This window comes from Streptomyces sp. CA-249302 (assembly GCF_050936785.1).
GTDB lineage: Bacteria > Actinomycetota > Actinomycetes > Streptomycetales > Streptomycetaceae > Streptomyces.
The window spans coordinates 9059959-9078563 of the sequence record NZ_JBNJMG010000001.1; the positions used below are offsets into that span (position 1 = coordinate 9059959).

13 protein-coding genes and 2 pseudogenes are annotated in these 18605 nt (G+C 69.0%); 9 read left to right on the forward strand and 6 right to left on the reverse strand.

Translation table 11 applies throughout. The annotated features are described in order from the left end of the window. Nucleotides 1-15: 15 nt before the first annotated feature. Nucleotides 16-2685 (reverse strand): cellulose binding domain-containing protein, encoded by a 2670-nt coding sequence (locus ACQEWB_RS40810; protein ID WP_432840387.1) that lies wholly within the window; start codon nucleotides 2683-2685, stop codon nucleotides 16-18. 99 nt (nucleotides 2686-2784) lie between these two features. Then, a complete protein-coding gene (locus ACQEWB_RS40815) occupies nucleotides 2785-5703 on the reverse strand; it encodes a glycoside hydrolase family 48 protein (protein WP_432840389.1) in 2919 nt (972 codons plus the stop codon). Between the two features lie 348 nt (nucleotides 5704-6051). On the opposite strand from ACQEWB_RS40815, the gene ACQEWB_RS40820 reads away from it, so the two are divergent. After that, nucleotides 6052-7458 (forward strand): cellulase family glycosylhydrolase, encoded by a 1407-nt coding sequence (locus ACQEWB_RS40820; RefSeq protein WP_432840391.1) that lies wholly within the window; start codon nucleotides 6052-6054, stop codon nucleotides 7456-7458. Between the two features lie 29 nt (nucleotides 7459-7487). Beyond that, entirely contained in the window at nucleotides 7488-9200 is a 1713-nt protein-coding gene (locus ACQEWB_RS40825) for a glycoside hydrolase family 6 protein (RefSeq protein WP_432840393.1), read from the forward strand. 87 nt (nucleotides 9201-9287) lie between these two features. Here ACQEWB_RS40825 and ACQEWB_RS40830 read toward each other — a convergent pair whose 3' ends face one another. Continuing rightward, entirely contained in the window at nucleotides 9288-10061 is a 774-nt protein-coding gene (locus ACQEWB_RS40830) for a phytanoyl-CoA dioxygenase family protein (protein ID WP_432840395.1), read from the reverse strand. A gap of 173 nt (nucleotides 10062-10234) precedes the next feature. Here ACQEWB_RS40830 and ACQEWB_RS40835 point away from each other — a divergent pair, with 173 nt between their 5' ends. Further along, the gene (locus ACQEWB_RS40835; protein WP_432840397.1) at nucleotides 10235-11146 is read left to right on the forward strand and encodes a class I SAM-dependent methyltransferase; all 912 of its coding nucleotides are present in this window, start codon (nucleotides 10235-10237) and stop codon (nucleotides 11144-11146) included. A gap of 56 nt (nucleotides 11147-11202) precedes the next feature. Here ACQEWB_RS40835 and ACQEWB_RS40840 read toward each other — a convergent pair whose 3' ends face one another. Continuing rightward, nucleotides 11203-11592, reverse strand: coding sequence for an AAA family ATPase (locus tag ACQEWB_RS40840; protein WP_432840399.1), 390 nt, complete (start codon nucleotides 11590-11592; stop codon nucleotides 11203-11205). Between ACQEWB_RS40840 and ACQEWB_RS40845 the strand changes: the two genes are divergently transcribed. Next, entirely contained in the window at nucleotides 11593-12060 is a 468-nt protein-coding gene (locus tag ACQEWB_RS40845; RefSeq protein ID WP_432840401.1) for a hypothetical protein, read from the forward strand. Between the two features lie 119 nt (nucleotides 12061-12179). Next, nucleotides 12180-12263: pseudogene (locus tag ACQEWB_RS40850) on the forward strand (short-chain dehydrogenase); the annotation flags it as partial. A gap of 125 nt (nucleotides 12264-12388) precedes the next feature. On the opposite strand, the gene ACQEWB_RS40855 reads toward ACQEWB_RS40850, so the two are convergent. Continuing rightward, the gene (locus ACQEWB_RS40855; protein ID WP_432840403.1) at nucleotides 12389-13090 is read right to left on the reverse strand and encodes a glycoside hydrolase family 75 protein; all 702 of its coding nucleotides are present in this window, start codon (nucleotides 13088-13090) and stop codon (nucleotides 12389-12391) included. Between the two features lie 194 nt (nucleotides 13091-13284). On the opposite strand from ACQEWB_RS40855, the gene ACQEWB_RS40860 reads away from it, so the two are divergent. Then, entirely contained in the window at nucleotides 13285-13896 is a 612-nt protein-coding gene (locus ACQEWB_RS40860; RefSeq protein WP_432840405.1) for a hypothetical protein, read from the forward strand. Between the two features lie 100 nt (nucleotides 13897-13996). Beyond that, nucleotides 13997-16561 (forward strand): hypothetical protein, encoded by a 2565-nt coding sequence (locus tag ACQEWB_RS40865; protein ID WP_432840407.1) that lies wholly within the window; start codon nucleotides 13997-13999, stop codon nucleotides 16559-16561. On the opposite strand, the gene ACQEWB_RS40870 is transcribed toward ACQEWB_RS40865, so the two are convergent. Beyond that, nucleotides 16548-17339 carry an aldo/keto reductase gene (locus tag ACQEWB_RS40870; protein ID WP_432840409.1) on the reverse strand — a complete coding sequence of 264 codons (792 nt, stop codon included), beginning with the start codon at nucleotides 17337-17339 and terminating at the stop codon, nucleotides 16548-16550. The two genes, ACQEWB_RS40865 and ACQEWB_RS40870, sit on opposite strands and share 14 nt — an antisense overlap. Before the next feature lie 347 nt (nucleotides 17340-17686). Between ACQEWB_RS40870 and ACQEWB_RS40875 the strand changes: the two genes are divergently transcribed. Both ACQEWB_RS40875 and pqqC read left to right on the forward strand, forming a co-directional pair. After that, complete coding sequence (locus ACQEWB_RS40875; protein ID WP_432840411.1) at nucleotides 17687-17836, forward strand: pyrroloquinoline quinone precursor peptide PqqA; 150 nt, start codon at nucleotides 17687-17689, stop codon at nucleotides 17834-17836. Between the two features lie 22 nt (nucleotides 17837-17858). After that, nucleotides 17859-18578: pseudogene (pqqC, locus tag ACQEWB_RS40880) on the forward strand (pyrroloquinoline-quinone synthase PqqC); the annotation flags it as partial. Between the last annotated feature and the right edge of the window lie 27 nt (nucleotides 18579-18605).

Below are 18605 nucleotides of genomic sequence, written 5' to 3' on the forward strand. Positions count from 1 at the left end.
CGCCCTCGAAGCGGTTCAGGCGACCGTACAGCTCTGATCACCCAGCTTGAACGACGTCGGTTTCGTGTTCGAGCCCGACCAACTGCCCGTGAAGCCGAAGCTCACGGACGAGCCCGCTGCCACATTGGCGTTCCAGGTCACGTTCTTCGCGGTCACCGCCGTGCCCGACTGGCTGTAGTCGGCGTTCCAGAGCTGGGTGATCTGCTGGCCGTCCGCGAAGGACCAGCCAAGTGACCAACCGGTCCAGGCGGTTGAGCCCGTGTTGCCGAGCTGGACGTCCGCCTGGAAGCCGCCCGTCCACTGATTGGTGATCTTGTACGTCACCGTGCAGGCGCCCGTGGGTGTCGGGTCCGTGCCGCCTCCGCCACCGCCGTCGCCTCCTCCTCCACTGCTGTCGGAGGTGTCGCCGTAGATGACCCCGCGGCCGTTGGTCGATACGTACACCCGGCCGTAGACCCGCGGGTCACCGGTGATCGCCGCACCCGTCCAACCCCACTGGTGGGCATCGTCGTTGATGCGGGTCCAGGTGGCGCCCTTGTCGGTCGAGCGGAAGATGCCGCGGATGCCGCCGATCTTCGCGCTGGTGTACAGGGTCTGGTACGAGGCCCCCGTCGCCGCCTTGCCGAAGCCGATCGTGTCGGCCTGCTCGACGCCCGCGAGCTTGGTGAAGGTCGCGCCGGAGTCGGTCGAGTGCCACAGGCCGTACGCGCCGTCGGAAGCCCCGCCCGCCAGCCACACGTCGCCCTTCGTGCCGGGCAGCGACTTGAAGCGCACGCTGTCGCCGCTCGGCAGGCCGCTCGCGGAGGACGCGGTGAAGGTCGCTCCGCCGTCCGAACTGACGTAGAACTTGCCCGACTTGAAGCCGTAGAAGGTCTTGGGGTCGACCCTGTCCGACTCCACGATCGCGCCCGACGGGATGCCGCTCGACGCCGACCACGAGGAACCGAAGCCCGTCGTGTACTGGACGCCGGTGCCCGCCGGACTCCAGACGAAGCGGCTGCCGTCCGCCGCGGCGGCCACCGTCCCACCACCGCTCACGCCCGAAGGGTCGGTGCCCGCGAACCAGTTGGCGCCGTTGTCCGTCGAGAACGCGATGTGCGGGCCGGAGTCCAGATTGCCCACCCGTACGACGGTGTTGGGGTTCGTCTCGGCGAAGTCCAGACTGGTCGTGGTCGTGAACGTCGGTGAAGTGAACATCATCGACGGGACCTTGGTGAGATCCGTGTGGCGGAAGCCGCCGATGTCACCCAGGGCGCTCAGTAGCGTGGCGCCGCTCGGCGGGGACGCCAGGTCGTTCACCGCCGTCTCCTCCAGGCCCTGCACCATGGGCTTCACGGTGAACTGGCCGCCGCTGTCCCACTTGGTGAGGTCCTCGGTGCCGTAGAGCGTCGCGCCCGTCCCGTACATCATGCGGTCGGAGTCGAACGGGTCGATCTCCAGCGACTCGGTCATCCACCCCAGTTTCGGGGTCTGTTCGGGCGGCGACGGGTTCGCGCCGAAGGTCAGCCACGGGGAGGACGAGACGTCGATCGTGTAGCGGTTCGAGCGGTTGGGGTACGACGTGTAGTCCCACGCCTTCGTCCAGGTACCGCCGCTGTCCGTCGAGCGGAAGATCTGGGTGTCCGGCCACCACGAGCTGTACGCCGTCGTCATCACCGTGCCCGGGTGCTGTCGGTCGACGGTCAGACCGCTGAAGCCGTAGTAGGTGTCGGCCTCGGCCACCGGGCTGATGTTCGTCCAGGTGCCGGTCGCCGTCGCGTACCGCCACAGCTGGCCCTTGCCGCCGTCGTACGGGCCGCCCTTGTCGCTGTAGGCGAGGTAGAGGTAGCCGTTCCTGGCGTCCAACACCCCTTTGTGGGCCAGGTATCCGGTCGGCTGCCCGGCCAGCCGCGTCCAGGTCGCGCCCGCGTCGGTCGACCGGTACACCGCGTTGTCCTTGTCGGCGACCCCGACGTAGACGGTCTTGGTGGCGCTGCCCGAGGTGCCCGTCGACTCGTCGAAGGTGACCCAGACGATGCCCTGGTTGTCGGAGGCGTACCCGCTGGTGTCGGTCGAATCCTGCACGTAGTCACCGACGTTGGGGAAGTTGGTCACCTGCGACCAGGTGACCCCGGAGTCGGTCGACCGCCACAGCCCCTTCCCGCTGGGCGCGCCGAGGTACAGCACGCTGTCCTTGTTCGGGTCGACGGCGAGCCGCTCGCCCATGCCCCGCCCCGGCATGTTGCCGCCCAACTTGAAGGGCAGGTCGGTCTTCTGCCAGCTGGCGCCCCGGTCGGCGGACCTGAGCACGGCCCCGTTCGTCGGGTCCCAGCTGTTGGTGTACGTCCCGACAGCCGCGTACACCTTGTTCGGATCGACGGAGTCGGAGGCGAGACTGACGACCCCGGTGTGCCCCCAGTCCGCCCAGCCGACGGAGTCGGTGAGCGGCGTCCAGGTCTTGGTCGACTCCTGCCAGCGGTAGGCGCCACCGATGTCGGTGCGGGCGTAGGCGAGGTTCTTCTCGCTCCGGTTGAAGACGATGCCGGGCACGAAGCCACCACCGTCGATCCGGGCGTTCTTCCAGGTGTACGTGTCGGCGGCGACCGTCACCTCGGCCGCGCTGTCGGCGGCCAATGCGGGCGGCGTGCCCGCGAGCAGGCCGGCCGCGAGAGCCAGCACGGCCGTGAGGATGCGGGTTCTTCGCATGGTGGGGATGTCCTTCCTCGGGGAGAACACGCGACGACCGGGCGGCCCCCAGTGCGGGTGGGGACCGCCCGTCGCGGTACGCGGAGCCTTAGCGGGGACTTATTCGAGAAGCTCCGCGTACGAGCCCATGGCCAGGGCGATGTCCGCCTGGGCCCAGAAGCGGTGGTACGTGAACGAAGGTGCCGCGCCGCCCGCCAGATACGCCTCGATCTTCGACCACGCCGGGTCGTTCTTGTAGAAGGAGCGCAGCGAGGTGAAGGTCGACGACGAGTTGACCGTGTCGCCGTTCGGCATCTTGCCGGTCCACCCGCTCGGGACGTACACGCTGTCGTCGAAGCGGTTGTAGTCGGCGCGGGTCTCCGGGACGGCGATGCCCAGGCCGTCCTGGTAGTTGCCCCACATGCCGTCGAGGAGCGCCTTCGCCGTCGTCTTCGCCTCCGTGTCACCGGACTTGGCGGCGTAGTACGTCAGTGTCTTGGCGTACGCGGCGGCCACTCCGACGTCGTTGGTGTAGTCGGCGACGGTGACGTGAAGTCCGCTGTTGGGGCCGGGACTTGACGCGTTCCAGGTGTCGGGCTGCCCCGACCACTGGAGCGTGGAGGGGATCAGATACGTGCCGTCCGGGTTGATCGTGGTCTTGGACAGCGCCCAGTCGACCCACTTGTCGAGGACCGCCTTGGCCTGCGCGTTCCCCGTCTGCTGGTAGTACTCGGCGACCCGCTCCATCGACCACGCCTGGAACCCGAACCACTGGTTGGACGGCGGGTCGTGGTAGACGGGCTGCTGGTCGTAGTACATGCCGTAGAAGGTCGACGTACCGGTCGGCGGAGTCGCGTAACGGCCCGCCCAACTGTTCGTCGCACCACCCGCGATGGCGCCCTCGTTCGACTGCAGCCAGCGGTAGAACTCCAGCTGCCGGGTGAGCGAGGTACCCCAATCAGCCGCGCCCGTCGACGACTTGGGCTTCAGGTCGGCGTACGAGCTCAACGCGTAGGCGGCGAGGGGGTTCTGGTATCCGCCGTGCACATGGCTCGACCCGATCCGCCAGGCCCAGCCCGCACTCGTGTCGGTCGCACCGCCCCACGCGTAGTACCAGGACAGCAGATAGGACGAGGCGTCCTTCCCGGTGCCGGCCGCACAGGTCGACGGGCCGACGCAGTTGCCGATCTTCTTGAAGTACTTGTCGTACATGGCGTAGCGCAGATAGTCGCCCATCTTCGCCGCCTTGCCGACGGTGGCCGACACATCGCTGCCCTTGCCCTGCGCCTTGGCCCACACGTCGGCCCAGTACGCGGCCTGCACCGCACGCGCGTCGGCGTCCGGGGCGTCGGTGTACTTCCACTGCTTCGCGTAGGACGAGTCGCCGGTGAAGAGGTCCAAGTACCCGTTCGTACCACCGTACTTGAAGGCGTCGCAGGTCGGCTGCGGCACCGTCTCCCACACCGACTCCTGCGCGCCGCGCTGGAAGGTGTTGATGTACGACGGGCCGTCCGCGGCCGGACCGGCCTCGCAGCCGCCGCCTGGCGTGTCGCCGTAGCCGTAGACGTTGTCGACGTCCTGAAGCCAGTGCATGCCGTACACGTCGTCCGTGCCGTACGCGCTCTTCAGTTCGCCCGCGATCGGATCGGACCCGACCGACACCGACGTGTCGAGCTTCGCCGGGTACTCGTTCGGGGTGTCCAGCTCGGGCGCGTAGGTCGCCGGTTTCGACGCGTTGTAGAAGGAGTTGGTCGGCTGGTCGGCGTGGGTGGGGATCATGTACTTCTCCATGAGGGCCCACGCGCCGTTGAACTTGGACCAGTCACCGGTGACCTTGCCGTACATCGCCTGTAGCCAGAGAAGGTAGCTGTAGGCCTCCGACGTGGTCTCGTGGCCCTGGTCCGGGGCCTCGACGATCAGTGTCTCGACCGAGTGGTAGGGGATGCCCTCGGGCGAGAAGTAGCCGCTCGCCGGGTTGGTGATCTTCCCGTAGAGGTCCAGGAAACGGGCGTCGTACGCCTTCGAGGCCGCCAGCTCGGTGACGGTGACCGCCGCCTTGGTGAAGCCAGTGGCCGTCGACTCGAAGGACGCCGAACCGGTGCCGGAGGAGTCCGCGGTGATCGTCACGTTCTGCGCGGTGCTCCAGTTGGACGGCGTGAAGGTGAGCGTCGCGCCGCCGGTGACCGTGAGGCCGCTGTTGCCGCTCGCCCGGGCCGTCGTCACGGTCACGTTGGCCGAAGGCTGCGTCGACAGCTTCACCGCGTACGTGCCCGCCTTGCCCTGCTGGACGCCGAGTTGGGTCGGCGAGGCGACCACCGCGGGACCGGAGGCCACCGTGATGCCGACCGGCGTCGACTCCGCCGACGCGCCCAGACTGTCGTAGGCCTTCGCCACCAGCGAATGACTGCCCACGGTCAACCCGGAGGCGGACAGGGTGTACGGCGAGCTCGTGTCCGTACCCAGCAGGGTCGTGTCGTCGTAGAACTCGACCTTGCTGATCGTCGCGTTGTCGGCCGCCGCCGCGGTGGCCGCGAGCGGAACCGCGTCGCCCTGCGTGTAGACCGCGCCCGCCGTCGGGCTGGTCAGCACGGCGACCGGCGGCTGGTGGGCGCCGGTGCAGGTGGTGCCGTTGATCGCGAAACTCGTGGGCGCGGTGTTCGTGCCGCTGTAGGTGAACTGCGCGCCGGTGGACACGGCGGCGCCCGCGGCGATCTTCGCGTTGTACCCGGCGTCCTTCACGCTGATCGCCGTACCGGACTGGGACCAGGTCCCGTTCCAGCCGTTGGTCAGCTTCTGGTTGCCCGAGTAGCCGTACGTCAGCGTCCAGCCGTCGATCACGTCGGTGCCGCGGTTGGTGATGGTCAGGTCCGCGGTGAAGCCGGAACCCCAGTCGTTCGTCTTGTAGTCGACGCTGCACTGAAGCGCCGCCGCCTGCGCGGGAGTTGTACCGGTGCCGAGCATGGTGAGCGGAAGTGCCAGGGCCGCCACGACGGCGGTCCAGAACCGCCGCACGGCTCTGCGTCTCCTTCGGGGATGCATGTGCTGGTTCCTCCTTGCGGCTCGGGACAAGAAGTGGGGGGAGGGGAGGAGCAACAAGCCTTGAACCAGTGGGAGCGCTCCCATAGTGGGGACGGGGGTAGGGGCGGTCAAGGTGCTTGAAGAGTCGAAAAGATTCGACGCGTTTTAGCTGAGGGAAAGTCAGCGAAAGTCTGTGACCCCCCTGTCCTTTGCTGTCACTTGGCGCTAGCTTCGTTGACACCAGTGGGAGCGATTCCATCAGTCGACGCGTCCGTCACGACGCGCCTGAGCTGCAAGGAGTCGCTCATGCGACACCCCCCGCGTTCAATGCTTTTAGTCGTCGCCGGCGCGATCGGTCTTGTCGGGTCCATGACCATTCCGGTCGTCACGGCGCAGGGAGCCGCGCCCGCCTGCTCGGTGGAGTACTCGGTCACGAGCCAGTGGGACAGCGGCTTCCAGGGTGCAGTGAAGATCACCAACAACACGGCGGCCGTGAGCAGTTGGAGTCTGAGCTTCGACTTCGCGAACGGTCAGAAAGCCACCCAGGGCTGGAACGCCAAGTGGTCCCAGTCCGGTACGACGGTGACCGCGGCCAACGAGAGCTACAACGGCTCGCTGGCCACCGGCGCGAGCGTCAGCGCCGGGTTCATCGGCTCCTGGTCGGGGAGCAATGCCGTACCGACGTCGTTCAAGCTCAACGGGACGACGTGCAACGTCGATTCGGACCCGTCGCCCACCCCGACGGAGCCGCCCGCGACGGGTACGGCGCCCGCACTGCACGTCTTGGGCAACAAGCTCGTGGACGCCGGGGGCGCGACACGCCGGCTGCTCGGCGTGAACCGGTCCGGCGGCGAGTTCATGTGCGTGCAGGGCTACGGCATCTGGGACGGTCCGGTCGACGACGCCGCGATCGGGGCAATCGCCGACTGGAAGGCGAACACGGTCCGCATTCCGCTCAACGAGGAGTGCTGGCTGGGGCTTTCGAACATCAAGCCCGAGTACGGCGGCGCCAACTACGTCAACGCCGTCAAGGACCTGGTGGCCCGCGTCGAGGCGCACGGCCTGACGCCGATCGTCGAACTGCACTGGACCTACGGGCAGTACACGGGCAACTCGGCCGGCTGCTCCGACGTGCACGCGAGCTGCCAGAAGCCGATGCCGGACGCGCAGTACACGCCGTCGTTCTGGTCCTCGGTGGCGAGCACCTTCAAGTCCGACCAGGCCGTGGTGTTCGACCTGTTCAACGAGCCGTACCCGGACCGGGCGACCTCCACGACCACCCAGGCCTGGCAGTGCTGGAAGGACGGCGGCACCTGCCCGGGCATCGGCTACGAGGTCGCCGGCATGCAGGACCTGGTCGACGCCGTACGCGGCACGGGCGCCAAGAACGTCGTCATGGCCGGCGGACTGGCGTACTCGAACGACCTGAGCCAGTGGCTGACGTACAAGCCCAGTGATCCGACGGGCAATCTCGTCGCCGCGTACCACGTCTACAACTTCAACACCTGCGCGAACGAGAGCTGCTGGAACTCCACGCTCGCCCCGGTCGCGGCCCAAGTGCCGCTGGTGGCCGGGGAGATCGGCGAGAACACCTGCGGGCACTCCTTCGTCGACCAGGTCATGAAGTGGTTCGACGACCGGAGCCTGTCCTATCTGGGCTGGACCTGGAACACCTGGGACTGCTCCTCCGGACCGTCCCTGATCTCCAACTACGACGGAACCCCCACGTCGTACGGCATCGGGCTGCGCGATCACCTGCGCGCCGTCAACCCGTAATCACCGCAACGGAGAAGGAACCCGCACTGATGAGACGTACGAGAACAGCGATACTCGCCGCCCTGGTGCTGGTCGCCTCGGCCGCCGGGACCGCGACGGCCATGGTCCCCGCGGACGTGGGCATCGAGGCCGTCCCCTGCACCGTCGACTACAAGGTGCAGAACGACTGGGGCACCGGCTTCACCGCCGCCGTGACGGTCACCAACAACAGCGCCGCCAAGAGCAGTTGGTCGGTGAAGTGGTCGTACGCAGGCAACCAGAAGGTCACCAACTACTGGAACACCAAGCTCACCCAGAGCGGGACCGCCGTCACCGCCAACAACGAGACCTACAACGGGACGCTGGCGACCGGCGGTTCGGCCAGCTTCGGCTTCCAGGGCACCTACAGCGGCACCAACGCCATCCCGACCACCTTCACGCTCGACGGCGTGACCTGCAACGTCGATGACGGAAGCAGCGGCGGCGGTGGGGGCGGGGGAGGCGGCACGGGCACCCGCGTCGACAACCCGTACGCCGGCGCCAAGGTGTACGTGAACCCCGAGTGGTCCGCGAAGGCCGCCGCCGAACCGGGCGGCTCGCGCGTCTCCAACCAGCCCACCGGCGTCTGGCTCGACCGTATCGCCGCGATCAACGGCGTGAGCGGCGGGATGGGTCTGCGCGCCCACCTCGACGCGGCCCTCGCGCAGAAGGGCAGCGGGGAGGAAGTCGTCCAGCTGGTCGTCTACGACCTGCCCGGACGTGACTGCGCGGCCCTCGCCTCCAACGGCGAGCTCGGCCCGACGGAGATCGACAAGTACAAGACGCAGTTCATCGACCCGATCGCGGCGATCCTCGCCGACAGCAAGTACAGCTCGCTGCGGATCGTGACGACGATCGAGATCGACTCGCTGCCCAACCTCGTGACCAACACGGGCAGTCGGGCCACCGCCACGGCCGCGTGCGACACCATGCTCGCCAACGGCAACTACGTGAAGGGCGTCGGCTACGCGCTCGCCAAGCTCGGCGCGATTCCCAACGTCTACAACTACATCGACGCCGGACACCACGGCTGGCTCGGCTGGGACGACAACTTCGGGCCCGCGGCCACGCTGTTCAAGCAGGCGGCGACGAGTGAAGGCGCGACCGTCGACGACGTGCAGGGGTTCATCACCAACACGGCGAACTACAGCGCCCTGAAGGAGAACAACTTCACCATCAACGACACGGTGAACGGCACGTCCGTGCGTCAGTCGAAGTGGGTGGACTGGAACCGGTACGTGGACGAGCTGTCGTATGCCCAGGCCTTCCGCAGCCAGTTGGTGTCGGTGGGCTTCAACTCCGGGATCGGCATGCTGATCGACACCTCCCGGAACGGGTGGGGCGGTACCGCTCGGCCCGCGGGGCCCGGTGCGACGACCAGTGTGGACACGTACGTCGACGGTGGGCGGTACGACCGGCGGATCCATGTCGGGAACTGGTGCAACCAGTCCGGGGCGGGACTTGGCGAGCGGCCGCAGGCCAGTCCGGCCACCGGGATCGACGCGTATGTGTGGATGAAGCCGCCGGGGGAGTCGGACGGGTCCAGCTCCGCGATCCCGAACGACGAGGGCAAGGGGTTCGACCAGATGTGCGACCCGACTTATACGGGTAACGCGCGGAACGGGAACAGCATGTCGGGTGCCCTGCCGAACGCTCCGCTGTCGGGGCACTGGTTCTCGGCGCAGTTCCAGCAGCTGATGACGAACGCGTACCCGCCGCTCTAGGCTCCGCCGGTTGCGCCGAGTTTTGACTGCGGGCCGTTTGTGGCTGGTCGCGCAGTTCCCCGCGCCCCTGGAAACAGGGCGCGGGGGTCAGCCCTTCCCGGCCAGGCCCCGGCGTATCGCGAACTCCACCGCCGAATAGTTGCCGTCCGCGCGGTTCAGGTCGTACGGGACCGCCGGCATGAGAGGCGGCTGGGCCATGAAGCGCGGGCGGGTGCCGTGGTGGGGTTGGGCCGCGTGGACCAGGAACGGGTGGCAGAGGTAGACGTCGCCGGGGCGGCCGGTGGCGTAGGCGAGCGGGCGGGCGGCCGAGGCCTCCGCGACCTTCGGTCCGAGCTCCATGAACGAGGCCCCTTCCTCGCCGTACGGCTCCAGCACCGCAGGCACGTCCAGGTGCGAGCCGACGCGGATGCGGGTCGGGGCGTTCTCCTCGGTGACCTCGGAGAAGAGGAACAGCATCAGGAGGGCGCGGCCCTTCGAGTGGAGGTTGGTGAAGTACCGGCTCTCGCTCTCCGGGAGGTACCCGCCTTCGATGTGCCAGCCCGCGTCGTCCGGTTCCTCCGTGTGCGGGAAGCGCAGGGGGAAGCTGCCCAGTGAGTAGCGGGGCATCCACTGGCCCTCGCCCACCAGCAGGTCGAACGCCTCATGCAGGACAGGGGAGTTGACCGCCGCCGCGAAGGGGCCCTGGGGCATGTCGCCCACCCAGACGACCGGGTCCTTCCAGGTGCCGGGGGCCTCGGGGTCGTACCCCGTCTCCTTCCACAGCAGTCGCGCGCAGTCCTCGGCGACCCGCTGCGGGAACGCCCCCTCGATCTTGACGAACCCGTCATCGAGGAACGTCTCGACCATCGTCCTGTCGTCCATCGGGCCATCGTCGGCGAGCGGCCTTACCCGGCGCATCCGATTTTCGGCCGCCACTTTCGCCGCCGGTTTTGCCACTACTTCCGCCGCCGGTTTTGCCGCCTCGGCAACACTGCTTGCCGGTCCGTGGCGCGTCGGAGCAGGCTGGGGCGTACCCGGACGAGAGGCTGACCAGCATGGCGCACGGACACCACGACCACGGACACCACGACCACGGCACCCACCGGCATGGCACCCACGACCACACCGACATCGACTGGGCCGAGATGGCCCCGCATCTCGAATCGCAGGCGGAGCTGTTCACCTCCCTCTACGAGCGGGCCCTCGCCTGGCTGACCGACAAGCAGACCGAACCCGGTCTGGTCGTCGACGCGGGCAGCGGGCCCGGCGTCGTCGCGTGTCTGCTCGCCGAAGCCTTCCCGGGGGCGCGGGTCGTGGCCGTCGACGGCTCCGAGCCGCTTCTCGAGCGGGCCCGCGCCCGGGCCGAGCGGCTCGGCGTGGGCGACCGCTTCGACACCATCACCGGTGAACTGCCGGACGCGCTGGGCCAGTTGGACTACCCGGCCGATCTGCTGTGGGCCAGCCGCAGCCTGCACCACCTCGGCGACCAGCGGGCCGCCCTCGCCGCCTTCGCCGAACGGCTCGCCCCCGGCGGCACCCTGGCCCTCATGGAGGGCGGACTTCCCGCCCGGTTCCTGCCGCGCGACATCGGCATCGGCCGCCCCGGCCTCCAGTCCCGGCTCGACGTGCTGGAGGAGGAGTGGTTCGCCGAGATGCGGGCGAGCCTGCCCGGCAGCGTGGCCGAGACCGAGGACTGGCCCGCGCTGATGAGCTCGGCGGGCCTCAGGCCGACCGGCACCCGCACCTTCCTGCTCGACCTGCCGGCCCCGGCCAAGGACCGCGCCCGCGCCTACGTCGCCACCTCCCTCACCCGCCTCCGCGACGCCTTCGGCGACCACCTCGACGCCGACGACCGCACCACCCTCGACCGCCTGATCGACCCCGACGACAAGGCGAGCGTCCACCACCGCCCGGACGTGTTCGTCCTGGCCGCCCACACGGTGCACACGGCGGTACGGGGCGCCTGAGCCCGCCCTTCCTCCGGTGGGGCGCGGGAGCCGGCCAGGCCGGATGCGTCGGCTCGTCAGGTGAACGAGAAGCGGGCCGCGGCCTCGGCGGGCGTGGCCCCTTGGCCGCGTCCGGGGACGTCGTGCACGGCGTTCGCGCCCTCGGAGCGCAGTCGGTCGGCCCCGGCGTCGCGGGCCATGACCGCCGCGTAGTCGCGGATGTCCGCGGCGGTGAGGTCGGCGCGACCGCGTCCCGCGTGCTGCTGGAGGAGGACGTCGAGGCTCGGGGTGAACCGCAGCATGGTCACCGGGGCGTCGAAGCGCCGGGCGATGGCGACCAGGCGGGTACGCGCCTGTGGAGTGACGTTCGTGGATTCGGCGACGGCTGTCCGCCCGGCGGCGAGCCGCGCGACGATCCTGCGGTCGCGTTCCTCGAAGATCCGGGCGTCCGCCGTGTCGGGATCCACGTGCGCACCGCCGACCTGCCTGAGACGCGGGCCGGTCTGCGCACGGCCGCGGCCCAGAGCGAGCAGGACGTGTTCAGCCGGCCCGAGGAGGGCGGCCGTGCCCTCAACGCGCCTTCCTGGCTGAGCGACGACGGCCGGGTGCTGACGTCCGTGGCGCACGACCGGGCCGTGCAGTGGGACGTGTGCACGCACCGGCGGATCCGCTCCGTACAGGTGTGGGAGACGGCCCGGCCCCGGCTGCCCGCGGCGACCGTGCCGGCCGGGGACGGGCCGGTCCTCGCCGTCGGAATCGACGCCGGAGCACGGGAGTTGCACATCGCCACCCCGCATCTGGCCGACCGGGTGCGCCCGTTGGAGCCGGACCTGGCCGCGGCTGAGGTATGTGCGCGGGCCGAGGGCGGGGCCACGGCGGCCGAGTGGCGCAAGTACCTGCCGTCGGTGCCCTACCGCGACAGCTGCCGCACTTGACTTCGAGAGTGCTTCAACTGATTTCCTCCCTTCCGTCCGACGGAACCACCCGGACGGAAACACAGGGGGCAACCATGTCCACCTGGCCGTCACCGGTCGCCGCGAGGAGCGGCTGTGGGGCGTTCGGGCGGCTGGACACCGTCGTCGCCAACGCCGGCTCCGCCACCCACGACTCGGTCGCCGAGTGTCCGGGCCATCCGGCAGCCCGCCGGGGTCGACGTCAACACGGTGGTCCTACGACCCGTCGGGCAGCCCAACTGACCTTCCCGCAAAGGCCCGCCGGACCGCCCGACACCACTGTTGCCCTTCCTGTCGGTCGACCTGTCGGTCAGTTGTTCTGCAGGAACTGCTTCGCCAGCTTGTCCCCCAGCGTGACCGCCGCGCTGTGGCTCTCGATGGGGGACACCTGGGAGTTCTTGAACAGGATGTAGGTCACGCCGGAGTCGGTACCGCCGTTCTCCGGGTCGGGGTCGATGCCGAGCGCCTTGGCGGTGGCGTACGAGGCCTCACCGATGATCTTCGTGGGGCCGGTGTCGCCGACGACGGCGTACTCGACCTTGTTGTCGTAGATCACCGCGACCACGCCGCCGCCCTTGATGCCGTAGCTGGAGAACTTCCAGATGCTGCTGGAGCTGGGCACGACCACGTACGGCAGCGAATCCGCCTTCAGCGGCTTGCCGTTGGACTGGTGGAACGCCGTGTCGTCCTGGTACCAGGGGTCGGTGTCCTCACTGCACTTCGACGTGCGCTGTCCGTCGCAGTCGATGTCCATGTCGGCCTTCCAGAACACCGCGCCGTTCTTGCCGCACACGGGGATGGAGGCCGACGTCTCGTCGTCGGTCTTGTACTTGCCGTTGGATATCTGGGAACAGGACGTCACCTTGGCGAGCAGGTCGGCCGCGCTGACCGAGCCCTCCTGGGCGGACGCCGGTCCCACGGAACCGGAACCGGAGGCGCTGGCGGGGAGCACTCCGGCGGCGAGCAACGCGGCCCCGGAGGCCGCGGCGAGGGTCAGTGTTCGTATGCGCACTGTGGGGGACCCTTCTGTTAGGAAAGTTTCCTGACCGGGTGCCGTACAAGGTGGTCCTCTTTGCATGGCCCCGTCAACCCCTCTGGTACGGACTTTCCGTTCCCCGGCTCTGATTGCGGCCGCTCCCGCGCAGGAGAAGACTGGCGATAGCGAACATTCCGGAAATCCGCCCGGCTTCTGGGAGGCGAGGCGTCATGTTCGTTCGCACCGTGTACGCGACCGGCGATCCCGCGAAGATCGACAGCGCCGTGCGGGCTTTGAACGCGCAGGGGCGGGAGCTGCTCGAAGAGCGCCCCGGGTATCGCGGGGCCGGCATCTTCGTCGACCGGGAGCTGGGCAAACTCCTGGCGGTGAGCTGGTGGGAGACGGAGGAGGCCAGGCGCAACAGCGACGAGGTCATGCGGGAGAGGCGCGGCCCACTGCTGGAGCCGTTCGCGGCTACGACCGCGGTCGACAACTACGAGGTGCTGGTCTTCCATCCGGTCCGGCAGCCCGCGGCGGGCGGTGGACTCAGGCTCACCCGGCTGGAGTTCGACCCGATGGACACGGATCTGCTCGCCGACACCTTCCGCGCCTCGGTCGTACCCCGCGCCGAGACCCTGCCGGGGCTGGCCAGGACCTCGCTGCTGGTCGACCGGGAGCGCGGACGCGGCCTGGTCGGGGCCCTCTTCACCGACCGGCAGTCGCTGGTCGCGTCCCGCGGAGCGCAGGCGGCGGTCCGGCACGAGGGTGCGGCCAAGGCACATGTGACCGTGGTCGGGCTCGAGGAGTTCGAGGTGGTCTTCACGGATGTGCGCGGCGACTGAGCAGCGACCGGGAAACCTGAACTGCCGGGCTGTGAAGCGGGTGCAAACAGGCTGGAACCCGTCATCCTGAACATGTCTGTTCGGGGGAACGGGGGCGGTCATGGACCGTTATTTCAATCAAGGCAAGCTCGGCTGGACCGAGTTGAGGGTCCACGGAGTATCGGGAACCCCATCGGAGTCCGAGCTCGGGCATCCCGCGGTGCGGCTGGTGGCGGGGGACAAGCAGGCAGGGTTCTATCGCCGGTTCTGGGAGAGCCGGGCGGGGGCGCCGGACAACCCGGAGTTCCGGCGCGAGGGTTATTCCTGGGGCGGGCTGACCTCGGGAGACAACTCCCGTGCGCTGTGGCTGCTCCTGCTGCCGTTCATGCTGCTCAACCTGGCCCACTACATGGATCCGGGCCATCATGTGAAGGACGACAGAGCACAGGTCGTACGGGAACGGAGCTGGCTGCAACGGCTGCTCGCGCTCTCCCTCACCGGGACGTACGTGCTGGCCGCGACCTCGGTGTCGATGGACCTTGTCGCCTGGCAGTGCGGCAGGGGAGGGCAGCGGCAGCCCGCGTGCCGGGGCAGCGGCATCTGGCTGGGCTGGCTGCACTACACCTGGCTCGGCTCGACCGGACGTCATCTCGCGGTCGCAGCGCTGGTTCCGCTGGCCCTGATCGGGGTGCTGTGGTGGCTCGCGAACAAGACGTGGGCCGGTCTGGAGAGCCGTCAGGTTCCGCAGATCGAGGGCGAACCGAGCATCCAACTGCTCCTCGAAGACCGGCAGTTGTGGAACGGCCGCGGGCCGGTACGACAGCTGCGTGCCCTGCACGTCATGGCGGCGCTCGCCCTGGTCGGCGTGCTCGTGCTCGCGCCCTTGCTGCCCGCCGGGGACATCACGGAGCTCAGGGCGGGCGACACGTGGCACCTGTGGACACCGTTCCTGCGCAACCTGCTGCTCGGCCTTCTGCTGCTCGTGCTCCTCGTGGTCGTGGTGTGCACGGCCGTTCTGGGCGGCCGACAGACTCCGAAGGAAAGCGATGTTTCCCTTCCTGCCGACCGGCCCTACATCCTGGTGTCGCGCTGGGTCGTGCTGGTGCTGGTGGCAGGCGCGTTGACCGTGGCCTTCTGGGGTTCGGCGGACGGCAACACGGCACCCGCATCCGCCGAGCTGCCCTGGCAGGTTCCGGCGACCCGGGGGCTGCTGATCGCACAGGGGTCGTTGCTGTCGGCGCTGGTGATCTCACATGCCGTACGAACGCTGCTGAAGACACTCGCGTCCCGGAAGGAGGAGAAGCGCCGCGACCCCGCCCCTCCCTTCGACAACCCCTGCTTCCCACGCCCGGCCTGGGGCGGTATGACCATGACCGGTGTCGCCCTGCTGGCGACAGCGCTGGCGACGGGTCTGGCGGCGGGAGTCACGCTCCGTATGGCGGAGATGCTGGGCGCACCCACGGTTCCTGGGCACGGGACAGGCGGGCAGCGGCCGTTGGTGGTGCCCACCGCGTACTTCTGGGCTGCGGTTTGCGCCCTCGCGTTCACCGCTGTGGCACTGGTCGTAGGCGTCGTCCTCTGGTGTCGCATCCGCCGCAGCCGGGCCGACTTCGTGCTGCGGGTGGAAGGCGCCTACCCATGGCGGGAGATCACCAAGGACACGTCGAGGAAACGCGGTAACGGCATCGCGCACGACTGGGCCCTGGCCCAAGGTCTCGACCGTGCCGCCGCGACCGGACTCGGACTGCTGATCATGGCCGCGACCGCGATCACGGTGACCGGCATCGCCTTGGACCTCGCCTACGGAACCCGGCTGGTCACCGACGGCGCCCGCTGGCTGACCACCACCGCCAACCTCGTCCTCACCGGCCTCGTCCTCGCCCTGCTCTGGGCCGGCCGGCAGGCGTATCGCAGCCCGAGCTTCCGCCGTACCGTCGGCGTGCTCTGGGACATCGGCACCTTCTGGCCGCGCGCGACGCACCCCTTCGCCCCGCCCTGCTACGCCGAGCGGACCGTCCCCGACCTGTTGCAGCGGTTGGAGTACCTCACCGATCCGGAGCCGAAGCCGGAACCGGGTTCGCAGGGGAAACCGGACGACCGCGGCCAGGTCATCCTGTCCTGCCACTCACAGGGCACGGTCATCGGTGCGGCGGTTCTGATGCAGGCCAAGACGGTGGCGAGCGCCCGGACCTGTTTCCTGACGTACGGCTGTCCGCTCACCCGGCTCTACGTCCGGTTCTTCCCGGCGTACTTCAACGCCAAGACCCTGGACCGGCTCGGGCAGATCCTGGCGAACACAGGCGGGAACCTGCCCGAGCCCAAGAAGACGCCGAAGATCGAAGAGGGAACCCGCTGGCGCAACCTGTACCGCCTCAGCGACCCGATCGGCGGCTGGATCGTGCACGACGTCTCGCTCCCGCAGCCGTCGGCGAACCCGCTCGACGTCCTGGATCGCCAACTGCTCGACCCCGCCCACTTCGCGAAGCAGGCCGGAGACCCGAGCTTCCAGCGTCCGCTCGGTCACTCGGACTACTTTGCCGACGACGCGTTCGACGACTGTGTGAACTGCTGCCGTGAGCCCAATCCGCCCTGCTCCCACACGCATCAGGGCCAGGGCATCGCCCGAGCCCGGGGGTGCCGTCACAAAGCGACCGCACCCCCGGCGACGGACGTCAGCCCGCGTTGAAGGTCTCCGGGTCCGGGCCCAGCCGCCGGTCCTCGTTGAGTGCGCTGATCGCGGCCAGGTCCTCGGTGTCCAGGCTGAAGTCGAACACCTCGATGTTCTCCTTGATCCGGGACGGGGTCACGGACTTGGGGATCACCACGTTGCCGAGCTGGAGGTGCCAGCGCAGCACCACCTGGGCCGGGGTGCGGCCGTGCTTCTGGGCGATCGCGACGATCGCCGGGACCTCCAGGAGGCCCTTGCCCGAGCCGAGCGGGGACCAGGCCTCGGTGGCGATGCCCTGCTCGGCGTGGAACTCGCGGGCCGCGCGCTGCTGGAGATGCGGGTGCAACTCGATCTGGTCGACGGCCGGGATGACGGACGTCTCGGCGATCAGCCGCTCCAGGTGGGGCGGCTCGAAGTTGGAGACGCCGATCGCGCGGACGCGGCCGTCGGCGTGCAGCTTCTCGAACGCCTTGTACGTGTCGACGTACTTGTCGCGCCGAGGAGTGGGCCAGTGGATCAGGTACAGGTCAACGTAATCCAGGCCGAGCTTCTCCAACGACGTGTCGAAGGCGCGCAGCGTGGCGTCGTACCCCTGGTCGCTGTTCCAGAGCTTGGTGGTGACGAAGACGTCCTCGCGGGAGACACCGGAGGCGGCGATGGCCTTGCCGGTGCCCTCTTCATTGCCGTAGATCGCCGCTGTGTCGATGCTGCGGTACCCGGCCTCCAGCGCGGTGGCGACGGCCCGCTCCGCCTCGTCGTCCGGCACCTGCCAGACGCCGAAGCCCAGCTGGGGCATCTCGACACCGTTGTTGAGGATGATCGGGGGACCTTGCTGCTCACGAGCTCTTGATCCTTACGGTTGTCCGTCAAGTGGTACTCCACATCGTCAACGATCACGGGCCGTGATGCATTCCTGACGGGGAAATCCACCACAACTGACCGCCGAGTCAGTGTCGGGAGCCCGACATTGGCCGGAAATGCATCCGACGTCTTCGGTCCGGACCATTGACCGCGGCCCGTCCTCCCCGTAACTCTGGATCGCACCACCGAACGAGTTCGTGAACTCGGTGCAAGCATGTGAACGCCTCGCGCCTGTCTGGGCATCTGAGACCCCCCACCCCTCAGGAAAGCAGGTACAGCCGCATGAACGAGACGCTTCCGCACGCCCTCCGGATGGAACAGCCCCTCCCGGAGGCGGAGCAGACATCGGATGAAAAGGTCTGGCAAAGCCCCGGTTATGCGGTTGTGGAGACCGCTCTGGAAGTGACCGCGTACGCCCTCGGCGACCGCTGACCGGCCCTGCGGGCACCGCACGATGACCGCGACACGCGCGCGGGTCGAGCGCGCCGCCGCCTGGGGAGCCGACGAGTTCACCGAGCGGCTGCGCGCCGTCACCGCGGAGCGCTACCACGACCACCACCCCTTCAACCTCCGGATGCACGCCGGCGAGCTCACCCCGCGCGAGCTGCGCCGCTGGATCGCCGCCCGCTTCCACTACCAACGGCACATCCCCGTCAAGGACGCCCTGATCCTCGCCAAGTTGGACCGGCCCGAGCTGCGCCGCTCCTGGCTGCGCCGCATCCAGGACCACGACGGCACGGCCGCCGGCGAGGGCGGCATCGAGCGCTGGCTGCGGCTCGGCGAGGCGGCCGGACTGCACCGCGAGGAGCTGTGGAGCGGCTCCCGGGTGCCGCCCGGTGTGCGCCTCGCGGTCGACGGTTACGTCAACTTCTGCCGCCTCAGTCCGGCGCTCGACGCGGTCGCCGCCTCCTTGACGGAGTTGTCCGCGCCCGACCTGATGCGCACCCGCATCGCCGCCTTCGAGCGCCACTACCGCTGGATCGACCCCGCCGGCCTGGCCTACTTCCGCACCCGCATCGGCCAGGGCGCCCGCGACGGCGCCGAGGCCCTCGCCCTGGTCCTCGACCGCGCCCACACCCGCGCCGCACAGGAACGGGCCGTCGCGGCACTGGAGTTCAAGTGCGATGTGCTGTGGGCGCTGCTGGATGCGGTGGACGGGGAGGATGAGAGGGAGGCTGCAGCCGGGGCCGGGGCCGGGGCC